24 protein-coding genes, 1 tRNA gene and 1 pseudogene are annotated in these 23,786 nt (G+C 65.4%); 17 read left to right on the forward strand and 9 right to left on the reverse strand.

Features of this window, described 5'->3' with window-relative positions:
• Positions 1-99: 99 nt before the first annotated feature.
• The 4 genes from ABZ720_RS02505 to ABZ720_RS02520 form a co-directional block, all read right to left on the reverse strand.
• Complete coding sequence (locus tag ABZ720_RS02505) at positions 100-786, reverse strand: class I SAM-dependent methyltransferase (RefSeq protein WP_366553456.1); 687 nt, start codon at positions 784-786, stop codon at positions 100-102.
• A 149-nt stretch (positions 787-935) separates the two neighbouring features.
• Positions 936-1,012, reverse strand: a tRNA-Arg gene (locus ABZ720_RS02510).
• A 58-nt stretch (positions 1,013-1,070) separates the two neighbouring features.
• Complete coding sequence (locus ABZ720_RS02515; RefSeq protein ID WP_366553458.1) at positions 1,071-2,192, reverse strand: alpha/beta fold hydrolase; 1,122 nt, start codon at positions 2,190-2,192, stop codon at positions 1,071-1,073.
• Positions 2,140-3,162 carry an ABC transporter ATP-binding protein gene (locus tag ABZ720_RS02520; protein ID WP_366553460.1) on the reverse strand — a complete coding sequence of 341 codons (1,023 nt, stop codon included), beginning with the start codon at positions 3,160-3,162 and terminating at the stop codon, positions 2,140-2,142. Before ABZ720_RS02520 ends, ABZ720_RS02515 begins: the two co-directional genes overlap by 53 nt.
• A gap of 115 nt (positions 3,163-3,277) precedes the next feature.
• Between ABZ720_RS02520 and ABZ720_RS02525 the strand changes: the two genes are divergently transcribed.
• The 5 genes from ABZ720_RS02525 (at position 3,278) to ABZ720_RS02545 (ending at position 10,704) form a co-directional block, all read left to right on the forward strand.
• On the forward strand, positions 3,278-3,454 hold the full coding sequence (locus ABZ720_RS02525; RefSeq protein WP_366553462.1) for a zinc-finger domain-containing protein: 177 nt from the start codon (positions 3,278-3,280) through the stop codon (positions 3,452-3,454).
• 64 nt (positions 3,455-3,518) lie between these two features.
• Positions 3,519-6,302: a DNA polymerase I gene (gene polA, locus ABZ720_RS02530; RefSeq protein WP_366553464.1), complete on the forward strand. Its 2,784-nt coding sequence runs from the start codon at positions 3,519-3,521 to the stop codon at positions 6,300-6,302.
• Positions 6,303-6,387: 85 nt separating this feature from the next.
• Positions 6,388-7,272 carry a non-homologous end joining protein Ku gene (gene ku / locus ABZ720_RS02535; RefSeq protein ID WP_366553466.1) on the forward strand — a complete coding sequence of 295 codons (885 nt, stop codon included), beginning with the start codon at positions 6,388-6,390 and terminating at the stop codon, positions 7,270-7,272.
• The gene (gene ligD / locus ABZ720_RS02540) at positions 7,272-9,752 is read left to right on the forward strand and encodes a DNA ligase D (RefSeq protein WP_366553468.1); all 2,481 of its coding nucleotides are present in this window, start codon (positions 7,272-7,274) and stop codon (positions 9,750-9,752) included. Before ku ends, ligD begins: the two co-directional genes overlap by 1 nt.
• A gap of 97 nt (positions 9,753-9,849) precedes the next feature.
• The gene (locus ABZ720_RS02545; RefSeq protein ID WP_366553470.1) at positions 9,850-10,704 is read left to right on the forward strand and encodes an SDR family oxidoreductase; all 855 of its coding nucleotides are present in this window, start codon (positions 9,850-9,852) and stop codon (positions 10,702-10,704) included.
• Between the two features lie 18 nt (positions 10,705-10,722).
• Here the strand turns inward: ABZ720_RS02545 and folK are convergent, their stop codons facing one another.
• Positions 10,723-11,223 (reverse strand): 2-amino-4-hydroxy-6-hydroxymethyldihydropteridine diphosphokinase, encoded by a 501-nt coding sequence (gene folK / locus ABZ720_RS02550; protein WP_366553472.1) that lies wholly within the window; start codon positions 11,221-11,223, stop codon positions 10,723-10,725.
• 198 nt (positions 11,224-11,421) lie between these two features.
• Between folK and ABZ720_RS02555 the strand changes: the two genes are divergently transcribed.
• Together ABZ720_RS02555 and ABZ720_RS02560 are read left to right on the forward strand one after the other, a co-directional pair.
• The gene (locus ABZ720_RS02555) at positions 11,422-12,027 is read left to right on the forward strand and encodes a LabA-like NYN domain-containing protein (RefSeq protein ID WP_366553474.1); all 606 of its coding nucleotides are present in this window, start codon (positions 11,422-11,424) and stop codon (positions 12,025-12,027) included.
• Positions 12,028-12,065: 38 nt separating this feature from the next.
• Complete coding sequence (locus ABZ720_RS02560) at positions 12,066-12,719, forward strand: uracil-DNA glycosylase (protein ID WP_366553476.1); 654 nt, start codon at positions 12,066-12,068, stop codon at positions 12,717-12,719.
• A 35-nt stretch (positions 12,720-12,754) separates the two neighbouring features.
• On the opposite strand, the gene smpB is transcribed toward ABZ720_RS02560, so the two are convergent.
• Both smpB and dapA read right to left on the reverse strand, forming a co-directional pair.
• Positions 12,755-13,216, reverse strand: coding sequence for an SsrA-binding protein SmpB (smpB, locus tag ABZ720_RS02565; RefSeq protein ID WP_366553478.1), 462 nt, complete (start codon positions 13,214-13,216; stop codon positions 12,755-12,757).
• A 41-nt stretch (positions 13,217-13,257) separates the two neighbouring features.
• The gene (dapA, locus tag ABZ720_RS02570; RefSeq protein WP_366553480.1) at positions 13,258-14,145 is read right to left on the reverse strand and encodes a 4-hydroxy-tetrahydrodipicolinate synthase; all 888 of its coding nucleotides are present in this window, start codon (positions 14,143-14,145) and stop codon (positions 13,258-13,260) included.
• A 217-nt stretch (positions 14,146-14,362) separates the two neighbouring features.
• Here dapA and ABZ720_RS02575 point away from each other — a divergent pair, with 217 nt between their 5' ends.
• The 8 genes and pseudogenes from ABZ720_RS02575 to ABZ720_RS02610 all read left to right on the forward strand — a co-directional run bounded on the left by ABZ720_RS02575 (position 14,363) and on the right by ABZ720_RS02610 (position 21,727).
• Positions 14,363-16,372: a lytic transglycosylase domain-containing protein gene (locus ABZ720_RS02575; protein WP_366553482.1), complete on the forward strand. Its 2,010-nt coding sequence runs from the start codon at positions 14,363-14,365 to the stop codon at positions 16,370-16,372.
• A 5-nt stretch (positions 16,373-16,377) separates the two neighbouring features.
• A pseudogene (locus ABZ720_RS02580) lies at positions 16,378-16,530 on the forward strand (haloacid dehalogenase type II); the annotation flags it as partial.
• Positions 16,530-17,060 carry a haloacid dehalogenase type II gene (locus tag ABZ720_RS02585; protein ID WP_366553545.1) on the forward strand — a complete coding sequence of 177 codons (531 nt, stop codon included), beginning with the start codon at positions 16,530-16,532 and terminating at the stop codon, positions 17,058-17,060. The pseudogene ABZ720_RS02580 and the gene ABZ720_RS02585, both read left to right, overlap by 1 nt.
• A 42-nt stretch (positions 17,061-17,102) precedes the next feature.
• A complete protein-coding gene (locus tag ABZ720_RS02590; RefSeq protein ID WP_366553484.1) occupies positions 17,103-18,095 on the forward strand; it encodes a threonine ammonia-lyase in 993 nt (330 codons plus the stop codon).
• Between the two features lie 54 nt (positions 18,096-18,149).
• Positions 18,150-19,148: a sulfotransferase domain-containing protein gene (locus ABZ720_RS02595; protein ID WP_366553486.1), complete on the forward strand. Its 999-nt coding sequence runs from the start codon at positions 18,150-18,152 to the stop codon at positions 19,146-19,148.
• 131 nt (positions 19,149-19,279) lie between these two features.
• Complete coding sequence (fabI, locus tag ABZ720_RS02600) at positions 19,280-20,119, forward strand: enoyl-ACP reductase FabI (RefSeq protein WP_366553488.1); 840 nt, start codon at positions 19,280-19,282, stop codon at positions 20,117-20,119.
• A 4-nt stretch (positions 20,120-20,123) separates the two neighbouring features.
• Positions 20,124-21,221, forward strand: a complete 1,098-nt coding sequence (aroC, locus tag ABZ720_RS02605; RefSeq protein ID WP_366553490.1) for a chorismate synthase — start codon at positions 20,124-20,126, stop codon at positions 21,219-21,221.
• Positions 21,218-21,727 carry a GNAT family N-acetyltransferase gene (locus tag ABZ720_RS02610; RefSeq protein ID WP_366553492.1) on the forward strand — a complete coding sequence of 170 codons (510 nt, stop codon included), beginning with the start codon at positions 21,218-21,220 and terminating at the stop codon, positions 21,725-21,727. Before aroC ends, ABZ720_RS02610 begins: the two co-directional genes overlap by 4 nt.
• A 10-nt stretch (positions 21,728-21,737) precedes the next feature.
• Here the strand turns inward: ABZ720_RS02610 and rnk are convergent, their stop codons facing one another.
• The gene (rnk, locus tag ABZ720_RS02615) at positions 21,738-22,163 is read right to left on the reverse strand and encodes a nucleoside diphosphate kinase regulator (protein WP_366553495.1); all 426 of its coding nucleotides are present in this window, start codon (positions 22,161-22,163) and stop codon (positions 21,738-21,740) included.
• A complete protein-coding gene (locus ABZ720_RS02620) occupies positions 22,160-22,588 on the reverse strand; it encodes a GreA/GreB family elongation factor (RefSeq protein WP_366553497.1) in 429 nt (142 codons plus the stop codon). Before ABZ720_RS02620 ends, rnk begins: the two co-directional genes overlap by 4 nt.
• Positions 22,589-23,058: 470 nt before the next feature.
• Here ABZ720_RS02620 and ABZ720_RS02625 point away from each other — a divergent pair, with 470 nt between their 5' ends.
• Together ABZ720_RS02625 and rpsU are read left to right on the forward strand one after the other, a co-directional pair.
• A complete protein-coding gene (locus tag ABZ720_RS02625) occupies positions 23,059-23,214 on the forward strand; it encodes an entericidin A/B family lipoprotein (RefSeq protein ID WP_366553547.1) in 156 nt (51 codons plus the stop codon).
• A 193-nt stretch (positions 23,215-23,407) separates the two neighbouring features.
• Positions 23,408-23,611 (forward strand): 30S ribosomal protein S21, encoded by a 204-nt coding sequence (rpsU, locus tag ABZ720_RS02630; protein ID WP_275820589.1) that lies wholly within the window; start codon positions 23,408-23,410, stop codon positions 23,609-23,611.
• Positions 23,612-23,786 lie beyond the last annotated feature (175 nt).

Consider the following 23,786-nt stretch of genomic DNA (forward strand, 5'->3'; position numbering starts at 1 on the left):
CAGCGGGCGTGCCTGAATAAACGTACACAAACGGAATCAAAAGCAGGATTCTTGCGTCACAGCGTCGCGTTCACAGCAGGGCTGGCCGCAACTGGCCGCCTAGCAAGGGGTGGTTGGAGCCATCGGCCGACGCAACAGCGCCACGTCCTTGACCGGAACTTCGATGCTCCAATCCCGGGAGGCTGCCAGGTATCGAAGGGTTTCTTCCCGGTAGAAGACCACGTGGGTCGGGTCCCGGCGATAGTGCCAGTTGGCGAAGCGCGTATCCTCCGTCTGGAAGCAGGTCATGATCCCCAGCCAGCCGCCTGGACGCACCAGTGCCATGAGACGCGCGAACTCTTCTGCCGGACGGTGGAAATGCTCTGCCGTTTCCGTGCAGGTCACGAAGTCATAGGTGGCCCGCAGGACCGAGGTCTCAGGATGGAAGAAGGGGTCGTAGAGCGCCACGCTGTGGCCGGACTCGCGCAGCATGGTCGCCAGCGCCGGGGCCGGGCCGCAGCCGTAGTCCAGACCCAGTGATGCCGCCGGAAGGCGCGCCAGCAGCGCCGTCGCGAATTTCTCTAGGAAGTGGCGGTAACCGGGATCATCCGGGTGGTTCTCGTGGCTCAGATAGCAGTTATACTCCTCGTCCGCAGCAGGCTGCTGCGTCGGATCGAGAAAGCGCGCCGCGCAGACTCCACAGCGCCAGTAGCGCTTGCCCTCGACCATCATGAGGGGCTCGGGGGCCGGTTCATGACACACCGGGCAGAATTCGGGCCGAGCAACGTCAGAGAACTGCGAATTCATCGACGGTCCTGCGCTCACGCCGACGTGCCATGAGGTGAAGACCGAGCATCGTTGGAAAAGGAAGCCAGCTCGGCCAAACGGTCCGCTCGCTCAGGGCAAATCTGCTTGAGAGCGCCACGCAAGAATCGACACCAATATCTTGAAAAGATTGGCGGGCCCGTAGGGATTCGAACCCCAGACCTCTTCCTCCGGAGGGAAGCGCTCTATCCAGCTGAGCTACGGGCCCGCGTGCGAGCGGACATTAGCCGAGGGGCCGGCATCGGACAAGCCCGCAGGAGGGTCATTTACCCTTCCCGCTGCTCCACCTCCTGGGCATGTTCCTCAGGCAGCCGCTCGACAGTAGAGGGCAGGGTTCCGGTGGGGTTGTCGATCCAGGCGACAATGTCGTCGATCACCCTCGGTCCCTGCAGATCGCGGGTCAGCAGGTGCCAGCCTTCGGGATAGCGCAGGAAGCGGTGGCCCGCCGCTTGCGGCATCTCCTGCCAGAGACGCTCCACCGGCTCGGCGGGAATGATTTCGTCGCGCTCGCCATAGAGCAGCAGGGTCGGGGTGCGCACGACCGGGCCAGCCGCCAGAGCCCGGTCCATCAGGTCCACAAGCCCGGCAATGGTGTCGATGCGGGCACTGCCGAGCACCAGGGGATCGCGCCCCAGGGCGCGCAGCATCTCGATGTTGTCGGAGGCCTGGCGACGCACGCTGCTGGCCGAGGGGCGGTACCAGGGGACGGTGCGCAGAGCCACCCAGAGCCCCACGCGCTGATACCAGGGCTGTGTTTCCCGCGCCCATACGGCCGGCGCGGAGAGAATCAGGCCATCCGCATCCAGACCTTCCGGCTCGGCTTCAGCAGCCAGCAGGACCGCGCCACCCATGGATTCGCCAAAGAGGTAGAGCGGAACGCCTGGAAAGGCGCCGCGCAGGCGGGCGGCGACGGTGCGAACATCGGCGGTCATCACCTTGCCGCCGGCCCAAAGTCCGGTGTTGGGACTCTCGCCAAAGCCACGCTGGTCGTAGGCCAAAACAGCAATGCCCTGCTGAGCCAAGGCCTCACCAAGCGGCGCAAAAGCATGGGCGTAGTCGTTGAAACCATGCAGGGCGAGGATCACCGCCCGGGGTTCCTCTTCGAGCGGCAGCCAGGCGCGTACCGCCAGTTCGAGTCCGTCAGAGCTGCGAAAATGCCCGCTGTGCGCGCGATAGCCGCGCTCCTCTGCCGCGCTCGCCTTTTCGGCCAAGCTAAAGCCCGGGCTGTGGTTTTCCGAACCGCCAGGCGCCTGCACAGGTGTGCAGGCCGTCACAGCCAGGACCAGGGCACACAACGCCCCGATGCAGAGCGCGACACGGCGGGCAAGCCAGCCCTCAGCCTTGCACAGCCCCGACATCGTCTCTCCCGGCCGAATCGTCCGTCGCATGAGCCCCGCTCGTCAGCTGCAAGAAAATGTCTTCCAGATCGGCTTCCTCCGTTCGCAGGTCGGCTACGGTCAAGCCGGCGCGCGAGAGGGCTTCGAGAATGTGCGCCACCGGGCTCTCGCTTGCCTTGTAGCGGAAAATCAGGCGGTTCGCGGCGGCGAGCTCTGGAGCAAAGGCTTGCAGCTCGGGCGGCGTTACGCGCAGCTCCCCTTCCACCGTCACCTGCAACTCCTTGTTATCGAGCCGCTGCAGAAGCTGCTCCTTCGGCTCGCAGGCGATCACCCGACCGTGGTTGATGATGGCGATGGTATCGCAGAGCTCCTCGGCCTCTTCGAGATAGTGCGTGGTCAGCAGCACGGTCGTGCCGGCGGCGTTGAGGGCACGCACCTGAGACCAGAGCTGCTGACGCAGTTCGATATCCACCCCGGCGGTCGGCTCATCGAGCACCAGAATGGGCGGGGCGTGCACCATGGCCTTGGCCACCATGAGACGCCGGCGCATACCACCGGAAAGGGTTCGGGTGTAAGCGTCTGCCTTGTCCAGCAGCCCCAGGCTTTCGAGGATCTCATTGGTGCGCCGTTCGCGCTTCGGCACGCCGTAGAGGCCGGCCTGCAGTTCCAGAAGTTCGTGGGGCGTGAAGAAGGGGTCGATGTTGAGTTCCTGCGGCACCACGCCGATGGCGGCCCGAGACATGCGCGTGTCCCGGTCGATGTCGTAGCCCCAGATCGCTGCCTGACCGCTGGTCTTGCGCACCAGACCCGCGAGAATGTTGATCAGTGTCGACTTTCCCGCACCATTAGGGCCGAGCAGTGCAAAGAGCGAGCCGCGCGGCACCGTGAGATCGATGTCGTGCAGCGCGACCTTTTCCGGGCTGCGACCGCTGCCCTTGTAGACCTTCCTCAGGCCCGAAACGGACACGGCATCCCGAGGAAGCTGGGCAGTGGCGGCGATTTTCTGGTCTTGCAGTTGCATGGCTTGATGACTTAAGTCACCCGCCGCCGGGGTGCAAGGCAGCGATCGCTGCCGTTGCCAGCGGAGCGAGGCCCACTATGATCGGTGCGGAACTGCAAGTCGTTGGAGGGGTTGGATGATGTCGGAAGAACGCATCGAGGTGGAGTCGGAAGTGGTCGCCTGTGACGGTGGGACCGGTGCGCTCGGCCATCCCCGGGTCTGGCTGAACATGGAAGGGCGCGGCGAGATCGTCTGCCCTTACTGCAGCCGGCATTTCGTTCTCAAGGAAGGCGCTGAAGCCGGCGCGCACTGATGGTGCTGATCAAGGCGGCGCAAGCGGCTCGACAGGGCGCGGGCGCCGCGGCATGCTCGCGGCCATGAGCGACGCCAAGCCCCCTTATGACCACCTCTTCGTCATTGACGGATCCGGCTACATCTTCCGCGCCTATTTCGCGCTGAAGACGCCGATGACCACAAGCCAAGGCGTGCCGGTTTCGGCAGTCTTCGGCTTCACGAACATGCTGCTGAAGTTCCTGCGCGACAACGAGGCCGGCGGGCTGGTCGTCGTGTTTGATGCAGGCAAGCGCACCTTCCGCAATGACATCTATGCCGACTACAAGGCCAACCGGCCCGATCCGCCCGAGGACCTGATTCCACAGTTTGCCATCGTGCGCGAGGCGGCCGAGGCTTGCGGTCTGCCGATCATCGAGCTGGAAAACTACGAGGCCGACGACATCATCGCCACGCTCGCGCGCCAGGCGCGTGCAGCCGGCGTGCAGGTCACCATCGTCTCCTCGGACAAGGACCTGATGCAGCTCGTAGGCGATGGGATCGACATGCTCGACCCCATCCGCAACACGCCGATCCAGACCGAGCAGGTGGAGGAGAAGTTCGGCGTCCCGCCCGAGAAGGTGGTGGACGTTCAGGCCCTGGCCGGTGACTCGGTGGACAATGTGCCGGGCGTGCCCGGCATCGGTGTGAAGACCGCAGCGGAGCTGATTCGCACCTACGGTGACCTGGACACGCTTCTGGCGCGGGCCAGCGAGATCAAGCAGCCCAAGCGCCGCGAAAGACTGCAGGAATTCGCCGATCAAGCCCGCATCTCGCGCCAGCTCGTCGCCCTTGACGCGCAGGTGCCGCTGCCGAACGGGCTCGATTCCTGGATCAAGCCCGACCCGGACCCGGACAAGCTGCGTCGCTTTCTCGAAGCATACGAGTTCCGCTCGACCTTGGCCCGATTGGGCGATCAGCTTGGCATCAAAGCCGGAGCGGAGTCGAAGGCTTCGCCCCCGGAGCCGGGCAGCGGGGCCGACTACGAGCTCATCCAGGACTGGCCGGCACTGGATACCTGGATCGCCGCCGCCAACGAAGCCGGTGTGGTCGCCATCGACACGGAAACCACCTCCTTGGACCCGCAGCAGGCCGAACTGGTCGGCATCAGCCTTTCGGTCACGGAGGGTCAGGGCTGCTACATCCCGGTGGGGCATCGCTCCCCCGTGGGTGGCGACGGCAATCTGGATTTCGACGGCTCGGATGCGCCAAAGCAGCTCCCGCGCGATGCGGTCCTGGAAAAGCTGGCGCCGTTGCTGAGTGACGATGCCGTGCTCAAGGTCGGGCAGAACCTCAAGTACGACATGCGCGTGCTCGCCCGCTATGGCGTCGCCGTCACGCCCATCGACGACACCATGCTGCTCTCCTACGTGCTCGAGGGCGGCGTACACGGCCACGGCATGGACGAGCTTTCCAAGCTGCATCTCGGCCACACGCCGATTCCCTACAAGGAGGTGGCCGGAAGCGGCCGCAATCAGGTCACCTTCGACCGCGTGCCGCTGGACAAGGCCCTCGACTACGCGGCGGAGGACGCCGACGTCACCCTGCGGCTCTGGCGCGCGCTGAAGCCGCGCCTGACCCAGGCCCGGGTCACCACGGTCTACGAAACGCTGGAACGCCCCCTGGTGCCCGTACTTCTGGAGATGGAGCGCACCGGCATCAAGGTGGACCGCGAGCACCTGCGCCGCCTCTCCAACGATTTCGCCCAGCGCATCGATGCGCTGGAAAAGGAAATCCACCAACTGGCCGGGCGCAACTTCACCATCGGCAGCCCCAAGCAGCTTGGCGAGGTGCTGTTCGACGAGATGGGCCTCGACGGCGGCGGCCGGAAGGGCAAGTCTGGCGCCTACTCCACCGGGGCCGACATCCTGGAAATGTTGGCTGCGCAGGGGCACGACTTGCCACGGCGGGTGCTGGACTGGCGCCAGTTGACCAAGCTGAAGTCAACCTACACCGACGCCCTGCAGCAGCAGATCAACGCCGAGACCGGGCGGGTCCACACCACCTTCAGCCAGGCCGTGGCCTCCACCGGCCGCCTGTCCTCCAACGATCCCAACCTCCAGAACATTCCCATCCGCACTGAGGAAGGGCGCAAGATCCGTGAGGCCTTCGTGGCGGAGCCGGGCTGCCAGCTTCTATCGGTCGACTACAGCCAGATCGAACTGCGCCTGACCGCGCATATCGCCGATGTGGCCGCACTGCGCGAAGCCTTCGAGCAGGGCCAGGACATTCACGCCATAACCGCCAGCCAGGTCTTCGGCGTGCCGCTGGCCGAAATGGACCCGGCAACCCGCCGGCGGGCCAAGGCGATTAACTTCGGCATCATCTACGGCATCTCTCCTTTTGGCCTGGCGCAGAACCTGGGCATCACCCAGGGCGAGGCACGCAGCTACATCCAGGCCTACTTCGAGCAGTTCCCCGGCATCCGCGACTACATGGACAGCATGAAGGCGCTCGGCCGGGAGCAGGGGTGGGTGGAAACGCTCTTCGGGCGCAAGGTGCATGTGCCGGCCTTGAAGGAAAAGAACCCGGCCCGGCGCGCCTTCGGTGAGCGTGCGGCCATCAACGCGCCGATCCAGGGCACGGCCGCCGACATCATCAAGCGCGCAATGATCCATGTGCCCCCTGCCCTCACCCGCGCCGGCCTCTCGGCGAAGCTGCTGCTGCAGGTGCACGACGAACTGCTCTTCGAGGTGAAGGAAGCCGAGCTGGAGGAGACCAAGGCGCTGGTGAAGGCGGTGATGGAAAACGCCTGCGCCCCCGTGGTCACCCTCTCGGTCCCGCTGGTGGCCGACGCCGGCGTCGGCGAGAGCTGGGCCACCGCGCACTGAGGCAACGCGAACCGGAACCCGAGGTGCAAGCCGGACGTTGTGGAAACCAGCAACGTCACTCTTGATCCTGGGCCGGGAGGTATCGATGGCATCCTTGGGAAACGCCGTCTGGACGGGGCAGATTCGGCTGTCCCTAGTATCGCTGCCGGTGAAGCTCTACGCCGCCACCCAGTCCCGCGCGAAGCTGGCGTTCCATCAGGTCCACGAGCCCTCGCGCAAGCGTATCCGCTACGAAAAGGTGGTTCCGGGCATCGGGCCGGTGGACAAGGACGAAATCCTGCGCGGCTACGAGTACGAGAAGGGCCGCTACGTCCTGCTCTCGGACGAGGAGGTCGACGACATCAAACTGGATGCCAAGAAGACCCTCGAGCTCGTTCAGTTCGTCGACCGCTGCGAGATCGATGCGATCTACTTCGACCGGCCCTACTTCGTTGTCCCGGACGGCGAGTTGGCGGAGGACGCTTTCCGCGTGGTGCGCGACGCCCTGCGCCGCAGCCGCAAGGTGGGTCTGGGGCAGATCGTCGTGCGCGGGCGGGAGTACATCGCCGCACTGGAACCCTGCAGCAAGGGTATGCTGCTGGAGACCCTGCGCTTCGACGAGGAGCTGCGGCACAGCGACACCTACTTCGAATCCATTGCCGACACCAAGAGCGACAAGAATCTGGTCGCCCTGGCCGAGGAACTGATTGAGCGCCAGGCCGGCCCCTTCGAGCCAAAGAGCTTCACCGACCGCTACAGCAGTGCGCTGGAAAAACTGGTGAAGGCGAAGATAAAGGGCCGCGAAGCGGTATCGCTCGAGAGCGAGGAGACCACGTCTGACCAGGGCGGCGAGGTGGTCGACCTGATGCAGGCCCTGAAGAAGAGCCTTGGAGACAAGAAGGGCGGCACGGCCAAGCGCAGCAGCAAGAGCAGTGCGTCTGGGCGATCCAAGAGCAGCAGCAGCCGCAAGCGGTCTGGCAAGGCGGCTTAATGGCACAGGCGCGGCTGGAACGCTACCGCACGCTGCGCGACTTCGCGCGTACAGCAGAACCCTCGGGCAAACCCTCTGGAGGCCGCAGGCGCAAGGCGGCGGGTTCTTTCGTCGTGCAGAAGCACGCGGCGCGGCGCCTGCACTACGACTTCCGGCTCGCGCACGCGGGCGTGCTTTTGAGCTGGGCCGTGCCCCGCGGCCCCAGCCTCGATCCCTCGGAAAAGCGGCTGGCCGTGCGCACGGAAGACCACCCGCTCGACTATGCCGAGTTCGAGGGCACGATCCCCCGAGGCGAATACGGCGGCGGCACCGTGATGCTCTGGGATCACGGCTCCTACGAGCCACTCGCGGATTTCGAGGAGGGCTTGAAGCGCGGCAAGCTTGAGTTCGAACTGGCGGGCGAGCGACTGCGTGGCCGCTTTGCCCTGGTGCGCCTGCGCGGCCGCAAAGCCGAAAAGCGAGAGAACTGGCTGCTGATCAAGCAGAAGGACGAGGCGGTCGATGCCGACTGGAAAGCCGAAGCCTTTGGCACCAGCGTCACCAGTAGCCGCGACATGGACGCCATCGCACAGGCCGCTCCCACCGCCGGCGACCGGGCTGTAAAACGCCGGAGCCGGCCAAAGAGCTCCCGTGCGGCCGAACCGCCCGCCTTTATCGCTCCTCAACTCGCGACGCTGGTCGATGCGGCGCCGGAGGGGGAGGACTGGATGCACGAGATCAAGTACGACGGCTACCGTCTGCTCGCCGCAGTCTCAGGAGACAAGGTGCGGCTCTATACCCGTTCGGGCCGGGACTGGACCGACCGCTTTGGATCGATCGCCGAGGCGCTGAAGGCGCGTGATTGGCCGCCCGTGCTGCTCGACGGCGAGGTGGTGGTGGCAGGTACCGGCGGTCGCTCAGACTTCGGCGCCCTGCAACGGGCTCTGCAGCAAGGAACCGGCGATCTCGTCTACTACCTCTTCGACCTGCTGCACCAAGACACCGTGGACCTGCGTTCGCGACCGCTGCTGGAACGCAAGGAGGCGCTGCGGACGCTGCTCGGCCGACGGCGCGATGCCCTGCGCTACAGCGACCACGAGCGCGGCCGCGGCGACCGTGTGGCCAGGCAGGCCTGCCGCCTCGGCCTGGAAGGCATCATCTCGAAGCGGGCGCAGTCCTCCTACCGCTCGGCGCGCAACCGAGACTGGCGCAAGGTGAAGTGTGTCCGCCGTCAGGAACTGGTGATCGGAGGCTGGTCGCCCTCGGCCCGCAAGCGGCCCTTTGCCTCCCTGCTGCTGGGCGCCTGGGAGGGCCAGCGGCTATGCTACGCCGGCAGGGTCGGCACCGGGTTCGATGAGCAGACACTGGAGCGCCTCGGCGCTGTGCTGCGCAAGCGCGAACGAAAAACCTCGCCTTTCGAGGCAGTCCCGGGGGCGATTGCGCGCTCGGCCCACTGGTGTCGGCCCAACCTCGTAGCAGAGGTCGCCTATAGCGAGATGACCCACGACGGAAACCTTCGCCACGGCGTTTTCCTCGGACTGCGCGAAGACAAACCGGCAAGGAGTGTCGTCATGGAAGGTCGCAAAACCGCGCAAGGCAAAAGCAAGAGCGACAAGCCGGCAGGGGTGACGCTGACAAACCCGGAGCGGGTGCTCTTCCCCACAATGGGCACGACGAAACGCGATCTGGCCGACTATCTGGTCGCGGTCGCCCCGCGCCTGCTGCCGCAATTGGCCGGCCGACCGGTGAGCCTGGTGCGTTGCCCCCAGGGCCGGGCCAAGAGCTGCTTCTTCCAGAAGCACGCCGGCGAGGGCTTTCCCGAGGCCTTCGGAAGCATCTCCATCGCCGAGAAGAACGGCGCCGAGCGCCCCTATGTCCTGGTGGAGAGCGAGGCAGCACTGGCGTCCTGTGCCCAGATCGGCGTGCTGGAACTGCATGTCTGGGGCAGCCGCAAGGACGCCATCGAGAAGCCGGACCGCATCGTCTTCGATCTCGACCCCGACGAGGCCGTGCCCTTCACGGCGGTTCGCCGGGCCGCGCGCGATCTGGCGGACATCCTGGAAGAAGCCGGCCTTGTATCCTTTCCGCTGATCACCGGGGGCAAGGGGGTTCATCTGGTCGTCCCCGTGGTGCGACGCCACACCTGGGCCACAACGTCGGCCTTCGCCAAGGCCTTTGCCGAGAAGATGGCGGAACTCGACCCGAAGCGCTTCGTGGCAACCATGTCTAAGGCCAAGCGCAAGGACCGGATCTTCATCGACCACTTTCGCAACCGTCGCGGTGCCACGGCCATTGCCCCCTACTCGCCGCGTGCCCGCGAAGGAGCGCCTGTCGCCCTGCCCGTCACCTGGAGCGAGCTGTCAGAACTGCCCCGGGCCAACGGTTTCGGCTTTTCCGAGGCTGTCGAACGAGTGAAATCCTCCGATCCCTGGAAAAGCTATGCGGACCTGCGCCAGTCACTGACCGCGCAAAAGCTGCAGCGGATTGGTCTCGAATTATAATAGCTAGCAGCAATCCTTCCGGCCTGTGACCCAGGGAACCCCAGGGCTGCGACAGCGATTTCGCGACAGTGGGCTACCACCAAGTGAGGAGACCGCCATGTCGCACATTGAGACCCCTCCGCCACAGGAGCAGGAGAGCCAGCCCGGAGAGGAACGGGAAATGGTCCCGGCGCCCGACTTCCACCCCCGCTATCCCGGGGCGGCGAAGCTGGATGGGCGGGTCGCCTTGATCTCGGGCGGGGACAGCGGCATCGGCCGCGCTGTTGCCCTGGCCATGGCCCGGGAAGGCGCCAGAATCGCCTTCGTCTATCTCGAGGAAGACGATGATGCGCAGGATACCCTGGACCTGCTGCGCGAAGAAGGCACCGAGGGACTGGCGATAAAGCGGGACATCGGCTCAGAACTCTCATGCCAGGAGGTGGTGGAGGAAACCCTGGCCCATTTCGGCCGGCTCGACATCCTGGTCAACAACGCCGCAGAGCAGCACGTCCGCCGCCGTTTCGAGGAGATCACCGCCGAAGAGTTGGAGCGGGTCTTCGGCACGAATGTCTTCGGCTACTTCTACCTGACCAAGGCAGCCTTGCCGCATCTGGGGCGCGGGGCCTGCATCATTAACACCACCTCCATCACGGCCTACAAGGGGCATCCCCTGCTCATCGACTATGCCGTCACGCGCGGTGCCATCGTCTCCCTCACCAGGTCGCTCTCACAGGCGCTGATCGAACGAGGCATCCGGGTGAACGCAGTGGCGCCGGGACCGATCTGGACACCCTTGATCCCGGCAAGTTTCGACGAAGAGAAGGTCTCGGAACATGGGGAAAGCGCGCCGATGGGTCGGGTCGGGCAGCCGAACGAGGTCGCGCCCTGCTACGTCTTCCTGGCCAGTGAGGACGCATCCTACATGACCGGCCAGGTGCTGCACCCGAACGGCGGCACCGTGGTGAACGGCTGAGCCCTATTCCAGCGGCCCCTATTCCAGCGGTTGGGTCTGCTGCTCCTCGGGAAGGCGGGCGGCGATATCGGCAATCGCTTCGCCGCTGACCGGATGCCGCCAATTGGGCGATACATCCTGCAGGGGCAACACCACGAAGGCGCGTTCCTGCAATCTCGGATGCGGCAGGCGCAGATCCGAATCGGGCGGCGAGACCATCCCCCGGTAGTCGATCAGGTCGAGATCGAGAATGCGCGCCTCATTACGCAACCGCCGCTCGCGCCCGAACTCCGCCTCGACTTGATGGAGCACGGCCAGCAGATCTGCAGGCGCAAGGGCCGGCTCCGGCTCGACTGCCGCCACGCCGTTGACGAACCAGGGCTGGTCGGAGCGCGGGACCGGCGCGCTGCCAAACCAGCGCGAACGGCGCAGCAAGGGCACGCCCAGTTCCGCCAGCCGAAGCAAGGCGGCCTCGCAGACCGCGCGTGGTTGGCCATGCTCGGGATGCGGTAGGTTGGAGCCTATAGCTATCAGGATCACCGATCCCAAACCTTCATTATGGTCCATAAACCAAAGTATCGCTCAACTGATGTATAACCACGGCATTGCACGCACAGCACGGCCATGCCAATTTGCGGGCACTCGGCCGCTGCGTCCTCTTTTTAACCGCGATGGCCCGCGCATTTCATTCCTGATGCGACACTTCAACAGCATTCTGCCGACAAGGATCCCTATCTCATGAATTTCTACCCTGAAGAGCGCGTCGCTCTCTTCATCGACGGCGCCAATCTCCATTCGACTGCAAAAAGCCTCAATTTCGACATCGATTATAAGAGGCTTTATGACCTTTTTGCTAGTCAGGCCCGTCTTCTGCGCGCCTTTTACTACACAGCCATGCTGGACGAACAGGAGTACTCACCGCTCCGACCGTTGATCGACTGGCTGGACTACAATGGCTATTCACTGGTCACCAAGCCAGTCAAGGAGTTCACCGACGGCACCGGCCGCCGCCGCATCAAGGGCAATATGGATATCGAGCTGGCCATCGACATGATGGAACTGGCCAACCGCGTCGACCATGTGGTCCTCTTCTCCGGCGACGGTGACTTCCGCCGCCTCATCGAAGCGGTACAGCGTCGCGGCGTGCGCGTCACGGTCATCTCCTCGATCAAGGCCCAGCCGCCCATGGTCTCCGACGATCTGCGCCGCCAGGCCGACAACTTCGTCGACCTCGTCCAGCTCCGTGAGCACATCCAGCGCCAGAATGGCGAGGGTCGCCGTTCGCAGCGCCCACTCGTGGAAGAGGATGACGGCCCGGAGCTCGATGAAGAGCGCCAGGACTAAGCCTGTCTCGACCGGTGCATGAGCAGGCATAGTTGACCATGACGTTCACCGCGCCCCCGCACGACTGTCCACGCTGCCCGCGCCTTGCGGGCTTTCGCGCGGACAACAGGGTGCGCTTTCCGAGCTACCACAATGCACCGGTGACCTCCTTCGGCCCCGAGGATGCGCGTCTGCTCGTCCTCGGGCTGGCTCCGGGTCTGCACGGCGCCAATCAGACCGGCCGTCCCTTCACCGGGGACTACGCCGGCGACCTGCTCTACCCGACGCTGGTGTCTGAAGGCTTCGCCAGCGGTGACTACGCGCGCCGTCCCGATGACGGCCTGCAGCTCAAGGATTGCCGCATCAGCAACGCCGTGCGCTGCGTGCCGCCCGAGAACAAGCCGACCACCGCAGAGATCAAGGCCTGCCGCCCCTTCTTCGAAGCGGAACTGGCCTGCCTGAAGCAGCTTCGCATCGTGCTGGCGCTTGGCCGCATCGCCCATGACCAGCTGCTGGCGACCCTTGGCCTGCGGCGCAATGCCTATGCCTTCGCCCATGGCGCGCTCCATCGACTGCCGAACGGCCTGCTGTTGGCCGACAGCTACCACTGCTCACGCTATAACGTGAACACGCGCCGCCTGACGCCGGAGATGTTTCAAACGGTGGTGGCGCGCTTGCGCGCAGAACTGGACGCCGTACCGGGTGACCGCTGAGGCTGACCCGAGGCCAGCAAGACTGGATTCAAATTTTAGCCGCGGTCGCGCAGCAGGCGGGCCTTCTGGCGCTGCCAATCGCGCTTCTTGATGTCTTCGCGACGATCCGCCTTGCGCTTGCCCTTGGCCAGACCGAGTTCCAGTTTCGCCATGCCGCGATCATTGAAGTAGATCGCAAGCGGCACCAGCGTGTAGCCGTCCCGGCGCACCAGCCCCAGCAGGCGTTCGCGCTCGCGGCGATGCACCAACAGCTTGCGCGCCCGCTTGGGTTCATGCCCGAAGCGATTGGCCGGCGCGTACTCGGAGATGTGCGCGTTGAGCAGATAGAGCTCGCCCTTCTGCTCCGCCGCATAGGATTCGCCCAGAGAGGCCTTGCCCGCTCGCAGGGATTTCACCTCCGAGCCCATCAGGGCAAGGCCGGCCTCCAGCCGCTCCTCGATGAAGTAGTCGTGCGTCGCCCGGCGATTCTGGGCGACGACCTTTCGCCCCTCCGCCACGGCTCCGGTCCTCTTCAGTCTTGTGTTGCTGTCCCGGGCGGCTAGTTGAGCAGCCCGGCGTGAATCATCGCGTCGCGCACCCGCTTCTGGGTCTCCGGCGTCACCTGCACCAGCGGCAGCCGCAGTTCGTTGCGGCAGTGCCCCAGCAGGGACAGCGCATACTTGACCGGCTGCGGGCTGGGCTCGATGAACAGCGTGGTGTGCAGCGGCATCAAACGATCGTTGATCTCCTGGGCTGCCGCGATGTCGCCGCGCTTCCAGGCCGTGTGGAACTGCGCACAGAGCCGCGGAGCCACGTTGGCGGTCACGGAAATGCAGCCATGCCCGCCCTGCGCCATGTAGGGCAGAATGGTTGCGTCCTCGCCGGAGAGCTGGCAGAAGTCCTTGCCGATGGCCGCCCGGGTGAGCGCGGGGCGCACCAGATCGGCGGTCGCATCCTTCACACCGACAATGTGCGGTAGTTCGGCCAGCCGGGCCATGGTTTCCACGCTCATGTCGACGATGGAGCGGCCGGGAATGTTGTAGATCAGGATCGGCAGGCTGCTGGCATCGTGGATCGCCTTGAAGTGCTGGTAGAGCCCTTCCTGGTTCGGCTTGTTGTAGTAGGGCGTCACCACCAGCCCGGCGTCCGCGCCGGCCTTCTCCGCATGCTGCATGAAGTCGATGGCTTCGGCGGTGGAGTTCGAGCCGGCGCCCGCGATTACCGGTGCCCGCCCTGCGGCGGCCTCGATGCAGAGCTCGACCACGCGCTTGTGTTCATCATGGGTGAGAGTCGGCGACTCACCCGTCGTACCGACCGGAACCAGGGCATCGGTGCCTTCGTCGATCTGCCATTTGACGAAATCGCGAAAACCCTGCTCGTCCACGCGATTATCGACGAAGGGAGTGATCAAGGCGGTCAGGGAGCCCGTAAAAAGCGGCCCAGTCATGGAATCCTAGCCTCGCATTGCTGCAGAACATTTTTCTTTCCGGAAAGCGGCTGCTCTCCGGGCGAAGTGGCGCAAGATAGCGTTCGCCCTCCGTGGGAACAAGCAGCCCGAAACGCATCACAGATCGCATTCGCTTGGGGCTGCCGCACGGGCGTGGTAATCAATGGAAAGCTGGGGGCTATATCCGGTTCAAGCAGGAGTTGGCAGCGTGTTACGAATGGCCGTTACCACCGCGGTTTTCTTCTTGGCCCTCTTCGCCGGGCCGGCGCAGATGGGCGGCGCCTCCGCCCACGCGCAGGACGGGGCGGAACTGCAGCGCCTCGACCGGTTGATGGACCTGATCGACGAGGACCGCTACGACGAAGCCGTGGCGCTGTCCCAGGACCTGAGCGACCCGGCCCTGCGCGACCTCGTGCAATGGCGTCGCCTGATGCGCGAAGGAACGCGTGTCGGCTTCGGCGAACTGGCCGACTTCCTGGAAACGCACGGTCATTGGCCTAGCGCCAACACCCTTGCCCGCTACGCCGAGGCTGCCCTGCCCGACTGGCTTGGCGCGCAAGAAACCGTCGACTGGTTCCGCCAGTACCCGCCCAAGACCGGCGATGCGGCCCTGCGTTTCGCCCGAGCCCTTGCGGGGCTTGGCCTGCGCGATGAAGCCCAGGACGTCGCCCGAAACGCCTGGCACAACCTCTCGCTCTCTCCTTCGACCGAAAGCGCGCTTCTGGCCGAGTTTCCTGCAGCATTCACGGAAGTGGATATTGCGGCGCGCGTCGAGCGCCTGCTGCAGAACAACGACCGCTCGGCCGTGGCACTGGCGCAGCGGCTTGGATCTGAACAGGCCCAGTTGGCCGAAGCCCGACTGCGCCTGGCCACCATGCAAGGTGGTGTCGACGCCGCCATAGAGGCCCTGCCCGATGGCCTGCGCAACGATCCGGGCCTGACGTACGAGCGGGCGCGCTGGCGCCTGCGCAGCAACGCCTCCGACGGTGCCCTGGATCTGCTCGACCCCGCGCCATCAGTGTCCGAGATCACCGCCGACCACTGGTGGCGGGTCAAGCATTGGGCGGCGCGGCGCGCCCTGCGTCAGGGTCAGGCTGCCACAGCCTACCGCATAGCCAGCAGCCATGGCGCCGAATCCGGCCTCACCATGGCAGAAGGCGAGTTCCTGGCTGGCTGGATCGCGCTGCGCTTCCTCAACGACCCCGAACAGGCCTACCGCCACTTCGACCGCCTCTATCACAATGTTTCGATGCCCATCTCACTGGGCCGCGGCGCCTACTGGGCCGGCGAAGCAGCCAAGGCCATGGGGCGCGAGGATTGGGCCACGCAGTGGTACCGGGTGGCGGCCCAGTACGACACGGTCTTCTATGGCCAGATGGCCAGCCTACACCTGGGCGCCCTGCCCGTTGGCAGCCTGGATGCTGTGGTCCAGATCATCGAAAACGAGCGCCAGGCTTTCGAACAGGCGGATCTGACCCGCGTCACCCGCGCTCTTGCGGCGCTCAACCGACAGGACCTCCTGCCCTTCTTCTTCCTGGCCCTGCGCTCCAATGCGACCTCACCAGAGGACTATTACCTGGCCGGCCGCCTGGCGCTCGACCTGGGCTATCCCGAGCAGGCAGTCCGCACTGGGCGCATGGCCTTGACGGACGGGCACCAGCTTTCCGGTCTGCTCTATCCGCCGCCACCGGTCGATCTCAGCGGTGATCCCGATGGGCCGCTGCTGCTCGGCCTGATGCGCCAGGAAAGCGCCTTCGACCGCCGCGCGGTAAGCCCGGCCGGCGCCCGGGGGTTGATGCAACTCATGCCCGGTACGGCCGAACAGGTGGCCCGGCGCATCGGCGTCAACTACAGCTTCGATCGCCTGACCACCGACCCGCAGTACAACATCCGCCTGGGGCGCGACTATTTGGAGCGCATGTTGGACCGCTACGCTGGCTTCCTGCCGCTGGCCCTGGCCGCCTACAACGCCGGCCCTGGCCGCGCCGATCAGTGGATCGTGGAGTTCGGCGATCCGCGCCACCCAGGCGTCGATCCCATCGACTGGATGGAACAGATCCCCTTCTCCGAGACACGCAATTACGTTCAGCGCGTGCTGGAATCCTACACGGTGTACCAGCGCCGTCTGCGACCCGACGACAACCCTTTCGTCGCCCTGCCCCGGCCTACGCCGGTGGCATTGCACAAGATCGAACCCGAACCGGCTGAAAGCAGCCTCGAGAACTGACCGTCATGACCCCGCTCACTGGCATCCGTGCATGCGTTTTCGATGCCTACGGCACGCTGCTTGATGTCCATGCCGCGGCGAAGCGGGAGTCCGAGGCACAAGGGATGGACCTGGGCCGCCTCTCTGCTGTCTGGCGCCAGAAGCAGCTCGAGTACACCTGGCTGCGCAGCCTCATGGGCCGCTACGTCGACTTCGAGCAGATCACGGCCGATGCCCTGGACTACGCTCTCGACAGCGAAGGTCTCGCCGACCCGCAACGGCGCGCGCGGCTGCTGGCGCTCTACGCCGGCTCGATGCCTACGGCGATGCCACGGAATGCCTTCGTGCCCTGCGGGACCGAGGGGTAACGACCGCCATCCTGTCCAACGGCAGCCCTGCGATGCTGGACGCTGCCGTGGAAGCCGCCGGACTGACGCCGCTGCTCGATCAGGTGCTCTCGGTCGACGCGCTGGGAGTCTACAAGCCCGATCCGCGGGTCTATCGCCTGGCCGTGGAACGGTTGGAGACACCGGCGGAGGCCATCCTGTTCGTCTCCGCCAATGGCTGGGACGCCGCCGGGGCATCGGCTTTTGGCTTCCGGGTGGCCTGGCTGAACCGGGCTGCGGCGCCGCCGGAGCGGCTGGATGCCAGGCCTGACCGTATCATTGCCACGCTTGACGAAATCCGCGCGCTGCTGGGAAGCCCCTGAGCGCAGTCGCGACAGGCACAACGAATTCAGGAGCATTGGTGGATGACGGGAGAAGAGTTGCCTCGGTTCGAGGACGTGGAGGCGGCAGCAGAAAGACTTCGTGGCCAGGCGGTTCTCACCCCCCTGCTCGAGTGCGATGAACTGAACCGCCGCACCGGGGGGCGCATTCTCATCAAGCCCGAGGTGCTGCAGCGCACCGGCTCCTTCAAGTTCCGTGGTGCCTTCAACCGGATCAGCCGCATACCCGCGGGCGAGCGCTCCAAGGGTGTCGTGGCCTACTCCTCCGGCAATCACGCCCAGGGCGTGGCATCGGCCGCCGCACGGTTGGGCCTGCCGGCCACCATCGTGATGCCGGCCGATGCGCCGGCGATAAAGCTGGCGAACACGCGCGCCCTGGGTGCCACGGTGCTGACCTACGATCGCTATCGCGACGTGCGCGAAGAGGTCGCAGCCGAGGTCCAGGCCACCACCGGCGCCACGCTGGTGCGCCCCTACGACGACCGCTATGTGATCGCCGGGCAGGGCACGGTCGGCCTGGAGATCGTGCAGCAGGCCCGCGAACTTTCGCTCACGCCTGACGCCATCCTCGCCTGTTGCGGCGGCGGCGGCCTGACCGCCGGGATCGCGCTCGCGGCCAAAGCCCTTTCTCCCGAGACCGCGGTCTACACCGTCGAGCCGGAGGGCTTCGACGACACCGCGCGCTCCCTGGCTGCCGGTGCGCGTCAGGAAAACAGGGCCGGGGCCCACTCGATCTGCGACGCCCTGCTGGCACCCACCCCCGGCGAACTCACCTTCGCCATCAATCAGACGTGCGCCGCGGGTGGCGTGGCCGTGAGCGACACAGCCGTCCGCCAGGCCATGGCCTTTGCCGCCCGGCGGCTCAAGCTGGTGGTAGAGCCGGGCGGCGCTGTCTGTCTCGCCGCCCTGCTCTCCGGGCGCTTCGATGCCAAGGGCAAGGTGGTGGCCATTACCCTGTCCGGCGGCAATGTCGACGATGCCCTGCTGGCCGAGGTTCTGAGCGAAAGCGAAGACTGAAGCCAGCGCCGCCGTGGGCCGCACCCCGCCTGGCGTTGTCAGTGGGCGGCGCGCTTGCTATTGCTCCCCACCTTTCCCGACTTTGGACTGTCCATGCGCTCGGTCATCGAAACCATCATTCGCGAAGCGTCCCTGCTCTGCTGCTTCTTTCTCCCTCCGGAGCGGCGCATCGCGCTGGAGCGGCGCATTCGCGGCCGCTTCGAGTGGCAGAAGCTGCGCGGTTGCGATGTTGTGGTCGTGTCCTTCGGCAAGAGCGGGCGCACCTGGCTTCGGGTGATGATGTCGCGGCTCTATCAATTGCGCCACGGCCTGCCCGACCAGATGCTGCTGCAGTACGACAACATGCACCGGCGCAACGCGGCAGTGCCCAAGGTTCACTACAGCCACGACAACTACCTGAAGGACTACACCGGCCACGACGCCGACAAATCCGACTATCGCGACACGCCCGTGGTGCTCCTGGCGCGCCACCCGGCCGACACCGCCGTGTCGCAGTACTTCCAGTGGAAGTACCGGATGCGCAGCCGAAAAAAGAAGATCAACGACTATCCGGACGAGAACGCCGACATCTCGATTTACGATTTTGTCATGCAGAATGATGCCGGCCTGCCGAAGATCGTCGACTTCATGAACCTTTGGGCCCACGAAGCCCCCAAGCTGCAAGCGCTGCTTCTGGTGCGCTATGAGGACATGCGCGCCGATCCGGGCGAGGCGCTGGGCCGTGTCATGGAGTTCATCGGCACGCCGGCAACAGCGGAGGAAATCCAGGAAGCGGTGGACTTCGCCTCAGTCGAGAACATGCGCAAGATGGAAAGCCAGCGCACCTTCTGGCTCTCCGGCAGCCGCATGACCACCAAGGACACCAGCAACCCGAACGCCTACAAGGTGCGCCGGGCCAAGGTCGGCGGCTGGCGCGACTACTTCGAGCCGGAAGAGATCGAGGCTGTGGAGCGCTACCTCACGGAGAATCTCGACCCCTTCTTCGGTTACGCCGGAGTTTCCGCCGGGCCTTCGATGGCGGAGACCGGGACCACAACCGAAGCGAAACCCTGACGTTATCGTGGCCTTCCAACGCACCTATGCAGCAAAGTCCCTGTCTTTGACCGTCCGGGTGCTTGGTGTAGACTGCCGCGCCCTTTGACAGTTTGTGCCGCGTTGCCGGCCGCCTTCGAGCGAGTAACCTGATGAGTGAATCTTCCCTGCTGATGTCCGGCAAACGTGGCTTGATCATGGGGGTGGCGAACGACCGTTCGATCGCCTGGGGCATCGCCAAGTCCCTGCATGAGCAAGGAGCGCAACTGGCCTTCACCTATCAGGGGGAAGCGCTGGCCAAGCGCGTGCGTCCGCTGGCCGAGTCGGTCGACAGCGACCTCGTCCTCCCCTGCGACGTGACCGACGAAGACTCCATCGATGCGGTCTTCGAATCGCTGGGCAAATCCTGGGACGGCCTCGATTTCGTGGTCCATGCCATCGCCTATGCCGACAAGGACCAGTTAAAGGGGCGCTACCTCGCCACCACGCGGGACAACTTCGTGCGTTGCCTGGACATCTCCTGCTACTCCTTCACGGCGGTGGCGCAGCGCGCCGTGCCGATGATGCGCGAAGGCGGCAGCCTGCTCACCCTCACCTACTACGGGGCAGAGCGCGTGATGCCGCACTACAACGTCATGGGCGTGGCCAAGGCCGCCCTGGAGGCGAGCGTGCGCTATCTGGCTGCCGATCTCGGCGCCGAGGGCATCCGGGTCAACGCATTGTCCGCCGGTCCGATCAAGACGCTGGCGGCTTCGGGAATCGGCGACTTCCGCTACATTCTCAAGTGGAACGAATACAACTCTCCGCTGCGGCGCAACGTGACGCTGGACCAGGTGGGCGGCTCGGCGCTCTATCTGCTCTCGGACCTCTCCTCCGGCGTCACCGGAGAAGTACACCATGTGGACTCCGGCTATCACACCGTCGGGATGATGGAGGTCGATGCCGTGCCGCAGATCCGTGATCTGCTCGAAGGCTTCAAGTCTCAAGGCTGATAGCATGCCCGGCAATTCCTTCGGCGAGGCCTTTCGCTTCACCACCTGGGGCGAAAGCCACGGCCCGGCCATCGGCTGTGCCATCGACGGTGTGCCACCGCTCATCCCCTTGGGCGAGAGCGACATCCAGCCCTGGCTCGACAAGCGCCGCCCCGGACAGTCACGCTACACCACCCAGCGGCGCGAACCGGACCGGGTGGAGATTCTCTCCGGAGTCTTCGAGGGCCGCACCACTGGCACACCCATCGCGCTGGTGATCCGCAACGAGGATCAGCGCTCCAAGGACTACGGCGAGATCGCGTCCAAGTTCCGCCCCGGGCACGCCGACTTCACCTACTTCCGCAAGTACGGCATCCGCGACTACCGCGGCGGTGGTCGCTCCAGCGCTCGCGAAACCGCCATGCGCGTGGCCGCCGGGGGCGTTGCGCGCAAGGTGCTCGAGCAGCTGCTTGGCGCAGGCAAGGTGTCCGTTCGTGGCGCGCTCGTAGAGATGGGCGGCCGTGCCGTGGAGCGGGCTCGCTGGGATTGGGACGAGGTGAACCGCAACCTCTTCTTCGCGCCCGATGCCGAAGCCGCAGCGCACTGGGCCGAAGACCTGGACAAGGCGCGCAAGTCCGGCACTTCCCTGGGGGCAATCGTCGAGGTCGTGGCCGAAGGCGTACCGGCCGGGCTGGGCGAACCGGTCTATGACAAGCTGGACGCCGATCTGGCCAAGGCGATGATGTCGATCAACGCCGTCAAGGGCGTGGAGATCGGCGCCGGCTTCGAGGCCGCCCGCCTCGATGGGGAAGCCAATGCCGACGAGATGCGCATGGCCGGCAACCAGGTTTCCTTCCTGTCCAACAACGCCGGCGGGGTGCTGGGCGGCCTTTCCAGCGGACAGGACATTGTCGTGCGCTTCGCCGTCAAGCCGACCTCCTCCATCCTGACGCCGCGGCGCACCGTCGATCGCTTCAACCGCGAGACCGAGATCGTCACGCGCGGCCGCCATGATCCCTGCGTCGGCATCCGGGCCGTGCCGGTGGGCGAAGCCATGATGGCGCTGGTCCTGGCCGACCACCTGCTGCGCCACCGTGGCCAGGTGGGGCATCTTCCGGAATGAAGCCGGGGGCCAAGGCACCCCACCGCTTCCGGCCGGCTCGGGCGGGCGATGTGCCTCTGCTGGCGACGCTGCTCACCGAAACCTTCGCCTTTTACGGCGAAGAGCCGCCCTGCCCGCGTGAGGAACTGGAAAGCCGCCTGGCCCGCCACCTGGGCGCAGACCCGGGTTTCGAGGCGATTCTGGTCGAAACCGCAGACGACGAGCCTCTGGGCTATGCGCTCTTCGCCCCGGTGTTCTGGACCAGCGATTGCGCCATGGGCCTGTTCCTGAAGGAAATCTACCTGCGACCGCACGCCCGCGGGACCGGCCTCGGCCGCGCCCTCATGGCCGAGCTCGCCCGGACGGCCGAGGCTCGGGGCTGGACCAAGCTGGTCTGGACGGTCGACCGGCCGAACCGCAGCGCGCGCCGCTTCTACGACAGTCTTCCCGGCGCGCGGCAGTTGGACAAGCTCGTCTACCTCCAGGCCGGCGAGGCACTCAAGCGCCTCTCGGCAAAGAGCACCTAAGCCCGCGGCCTCAGTCCGCACCGCCTGGCTGCACCGAGACAACCGTCAACTGCCGCTCGCTGCCGTCACGGGTTTCCCAATCAATGCACTGCCCTTCGGACAAGCCGATCAGCGCCGTGCCGATGGGCGTGAGCACGGAAATGCGCCGGCGACTGATGTCGGCGTCCCCCGGCAAGACCAGCTGCACCGTCTGGGTGCGGCCGCTGGTTTCGTCGCGATAGGTGACCTCGGAGCCGAGGGTGATAACGCCCGGGGGGATGGAATCCGCTGGCCGCACTTCGGCGCGCGCGAGTTCATCCAACAGACGCTGCGCAACGTCTTCGCTGTGATCCAAAGCCCCGACGGCGAGGCTTTCGAGGCGCTCGTACAGTCCGGCATCGATTATGAGTTTTGGCGCGCTGGTTTCAGGCGCCGCTTCGACAGGTAACTGGCTCATTGGGCCGCTCCTTCTAGTGTATGGTTGAGACTGGCCTCCGGCTGCCACGCCACCTGTTCAAGAATGACGGGCCAGTAGGAGGTGTCGCGCATGCAGACCTGCGCCCGGTCGCCGGCGGTCATGCCCAGCAACGTGATGCCCAGGGGCGTGTAGAGCCCCAGGGTCAGTCCCGGCACGCCGTGGCGCGGATCGAAGGCAAGAACGCGGGACTCGGGTGCCCGCCCCTCAAGCCGAAAGACGACTCGGCTGTTGAGCGTCGCAACGCTTGCCGGCACATCCTGCGGCAGGATCACCCGCGCCGATGCCAGCTTCTGCCGCAGCAGGAAGCTCACGAGCGGATCGGCATGCCTGGCGGTTTCTGCCAACTCCTGCAGCACAGCGTAGTCACCGGCCGTGAGCAGGCAACGGCCCGCAGCCGCTTTCACCTGTTCGAGGTGTTCCGCTGTCGGAACGAAGCTTTCGGTCCTGGACTCAGGGACCGATGTGGGAACGTGAGACGCCTGGGGGGCGCCACAGGTGACGCAATGGGATGATGATGCAGCCATAAGGCACTCCACCCGGAGGATTTCGCGCTATCCCCGGTTCGCGTGATTGAACGGATTCTGGAGGCCCCGGGCGGGGAAGCTTTACGTAAGCATAATCCTCGCCCGGGGCAAATTGCCCGAGCGCAGCGTTCCTGCGTGATGCAAGAAGCGGGGGTATGTCGCAAAGCGTCTCATGCCAGCATGATGCGCCGGACTCGCGAGACTGTCAAATAGCCTTCGGCGTGCGCTATCCCGGCAGACCCGTGATCCGGGAACCTATCGACACCACCTGCGTTGTTCTCCTGCTAAGGGGCAGATGCGTGCCATGAGCAACGCTCCGCCCATAACCGAAAGGAGAGTGTATCTTGTCCATGCCGCTCAATCATCGCCTTGCCACCGCAACGCTTTTCGCAGTTCTGCTCTTCGGCGCCAGCGCCTGCAACACCATGCAGGGCATGGGCGAAGACATCGAATCAGGCGGCGAAAGCCTGCAGCACGGGGCTGAGGACACCCAGGACGAGTTGTGATCATAGCGTCCGGGTGACCAAGGCCAGCCTCCGGCCCCGGCCGTCCCGCGAGTTTCTCCTTCATTGGAAGCCGGGGCGGATCGGTGCAACTTTGCCTTCACAGGGGCCGGAAGCTGTGTTAGTTAACTGCCACTTGCCCGCCTCTTAAGGTGGGTTTCCTGCATGCATTCAAGAGCTGGAGGTCTAGGCCACCGTGCAAGTCCACGTTCGCGACAACAATGTCGATCAAGCGCTGCGCGCGCTTAAAAAGAAGCTGCAGCGGGAGGGTGTCTTCCGCGAGATGAAGCTGCGCCGCCACTTCGAGAAGCCGTCTGAGCGCAAGAAGCGCGAGCAGGCCGAGGCTGTGCGCCGCTACCGCAAGCTTCTGCGCAAGCGTATGGAACGCGAGGGCTTCTGAGTGTCCGATCGGCGATCCATCTGGATCGCCCGGCATCCGACCCCGGCTTGATTCCAGGGTAAGACGCGGCCACCACGGCCGCGTTTTCTCTTTGGAGCGTCCTTCGGGATGTTGACGCCAGCGACGACGCCGGCAGGCGTAGACGCGCTCAAACAGACCGCCAAGCGCCCTTAAG

It is taken from the genome of Aquibaculum sediminis (genome assembly GCF_040712085.1).
Lineage (GTDB): Bacteria > Pseudomonadota > Alphaproteobacteria > Kiloniellales > DSM-21159 > Aquibaculum > Aquibaculum sediminis.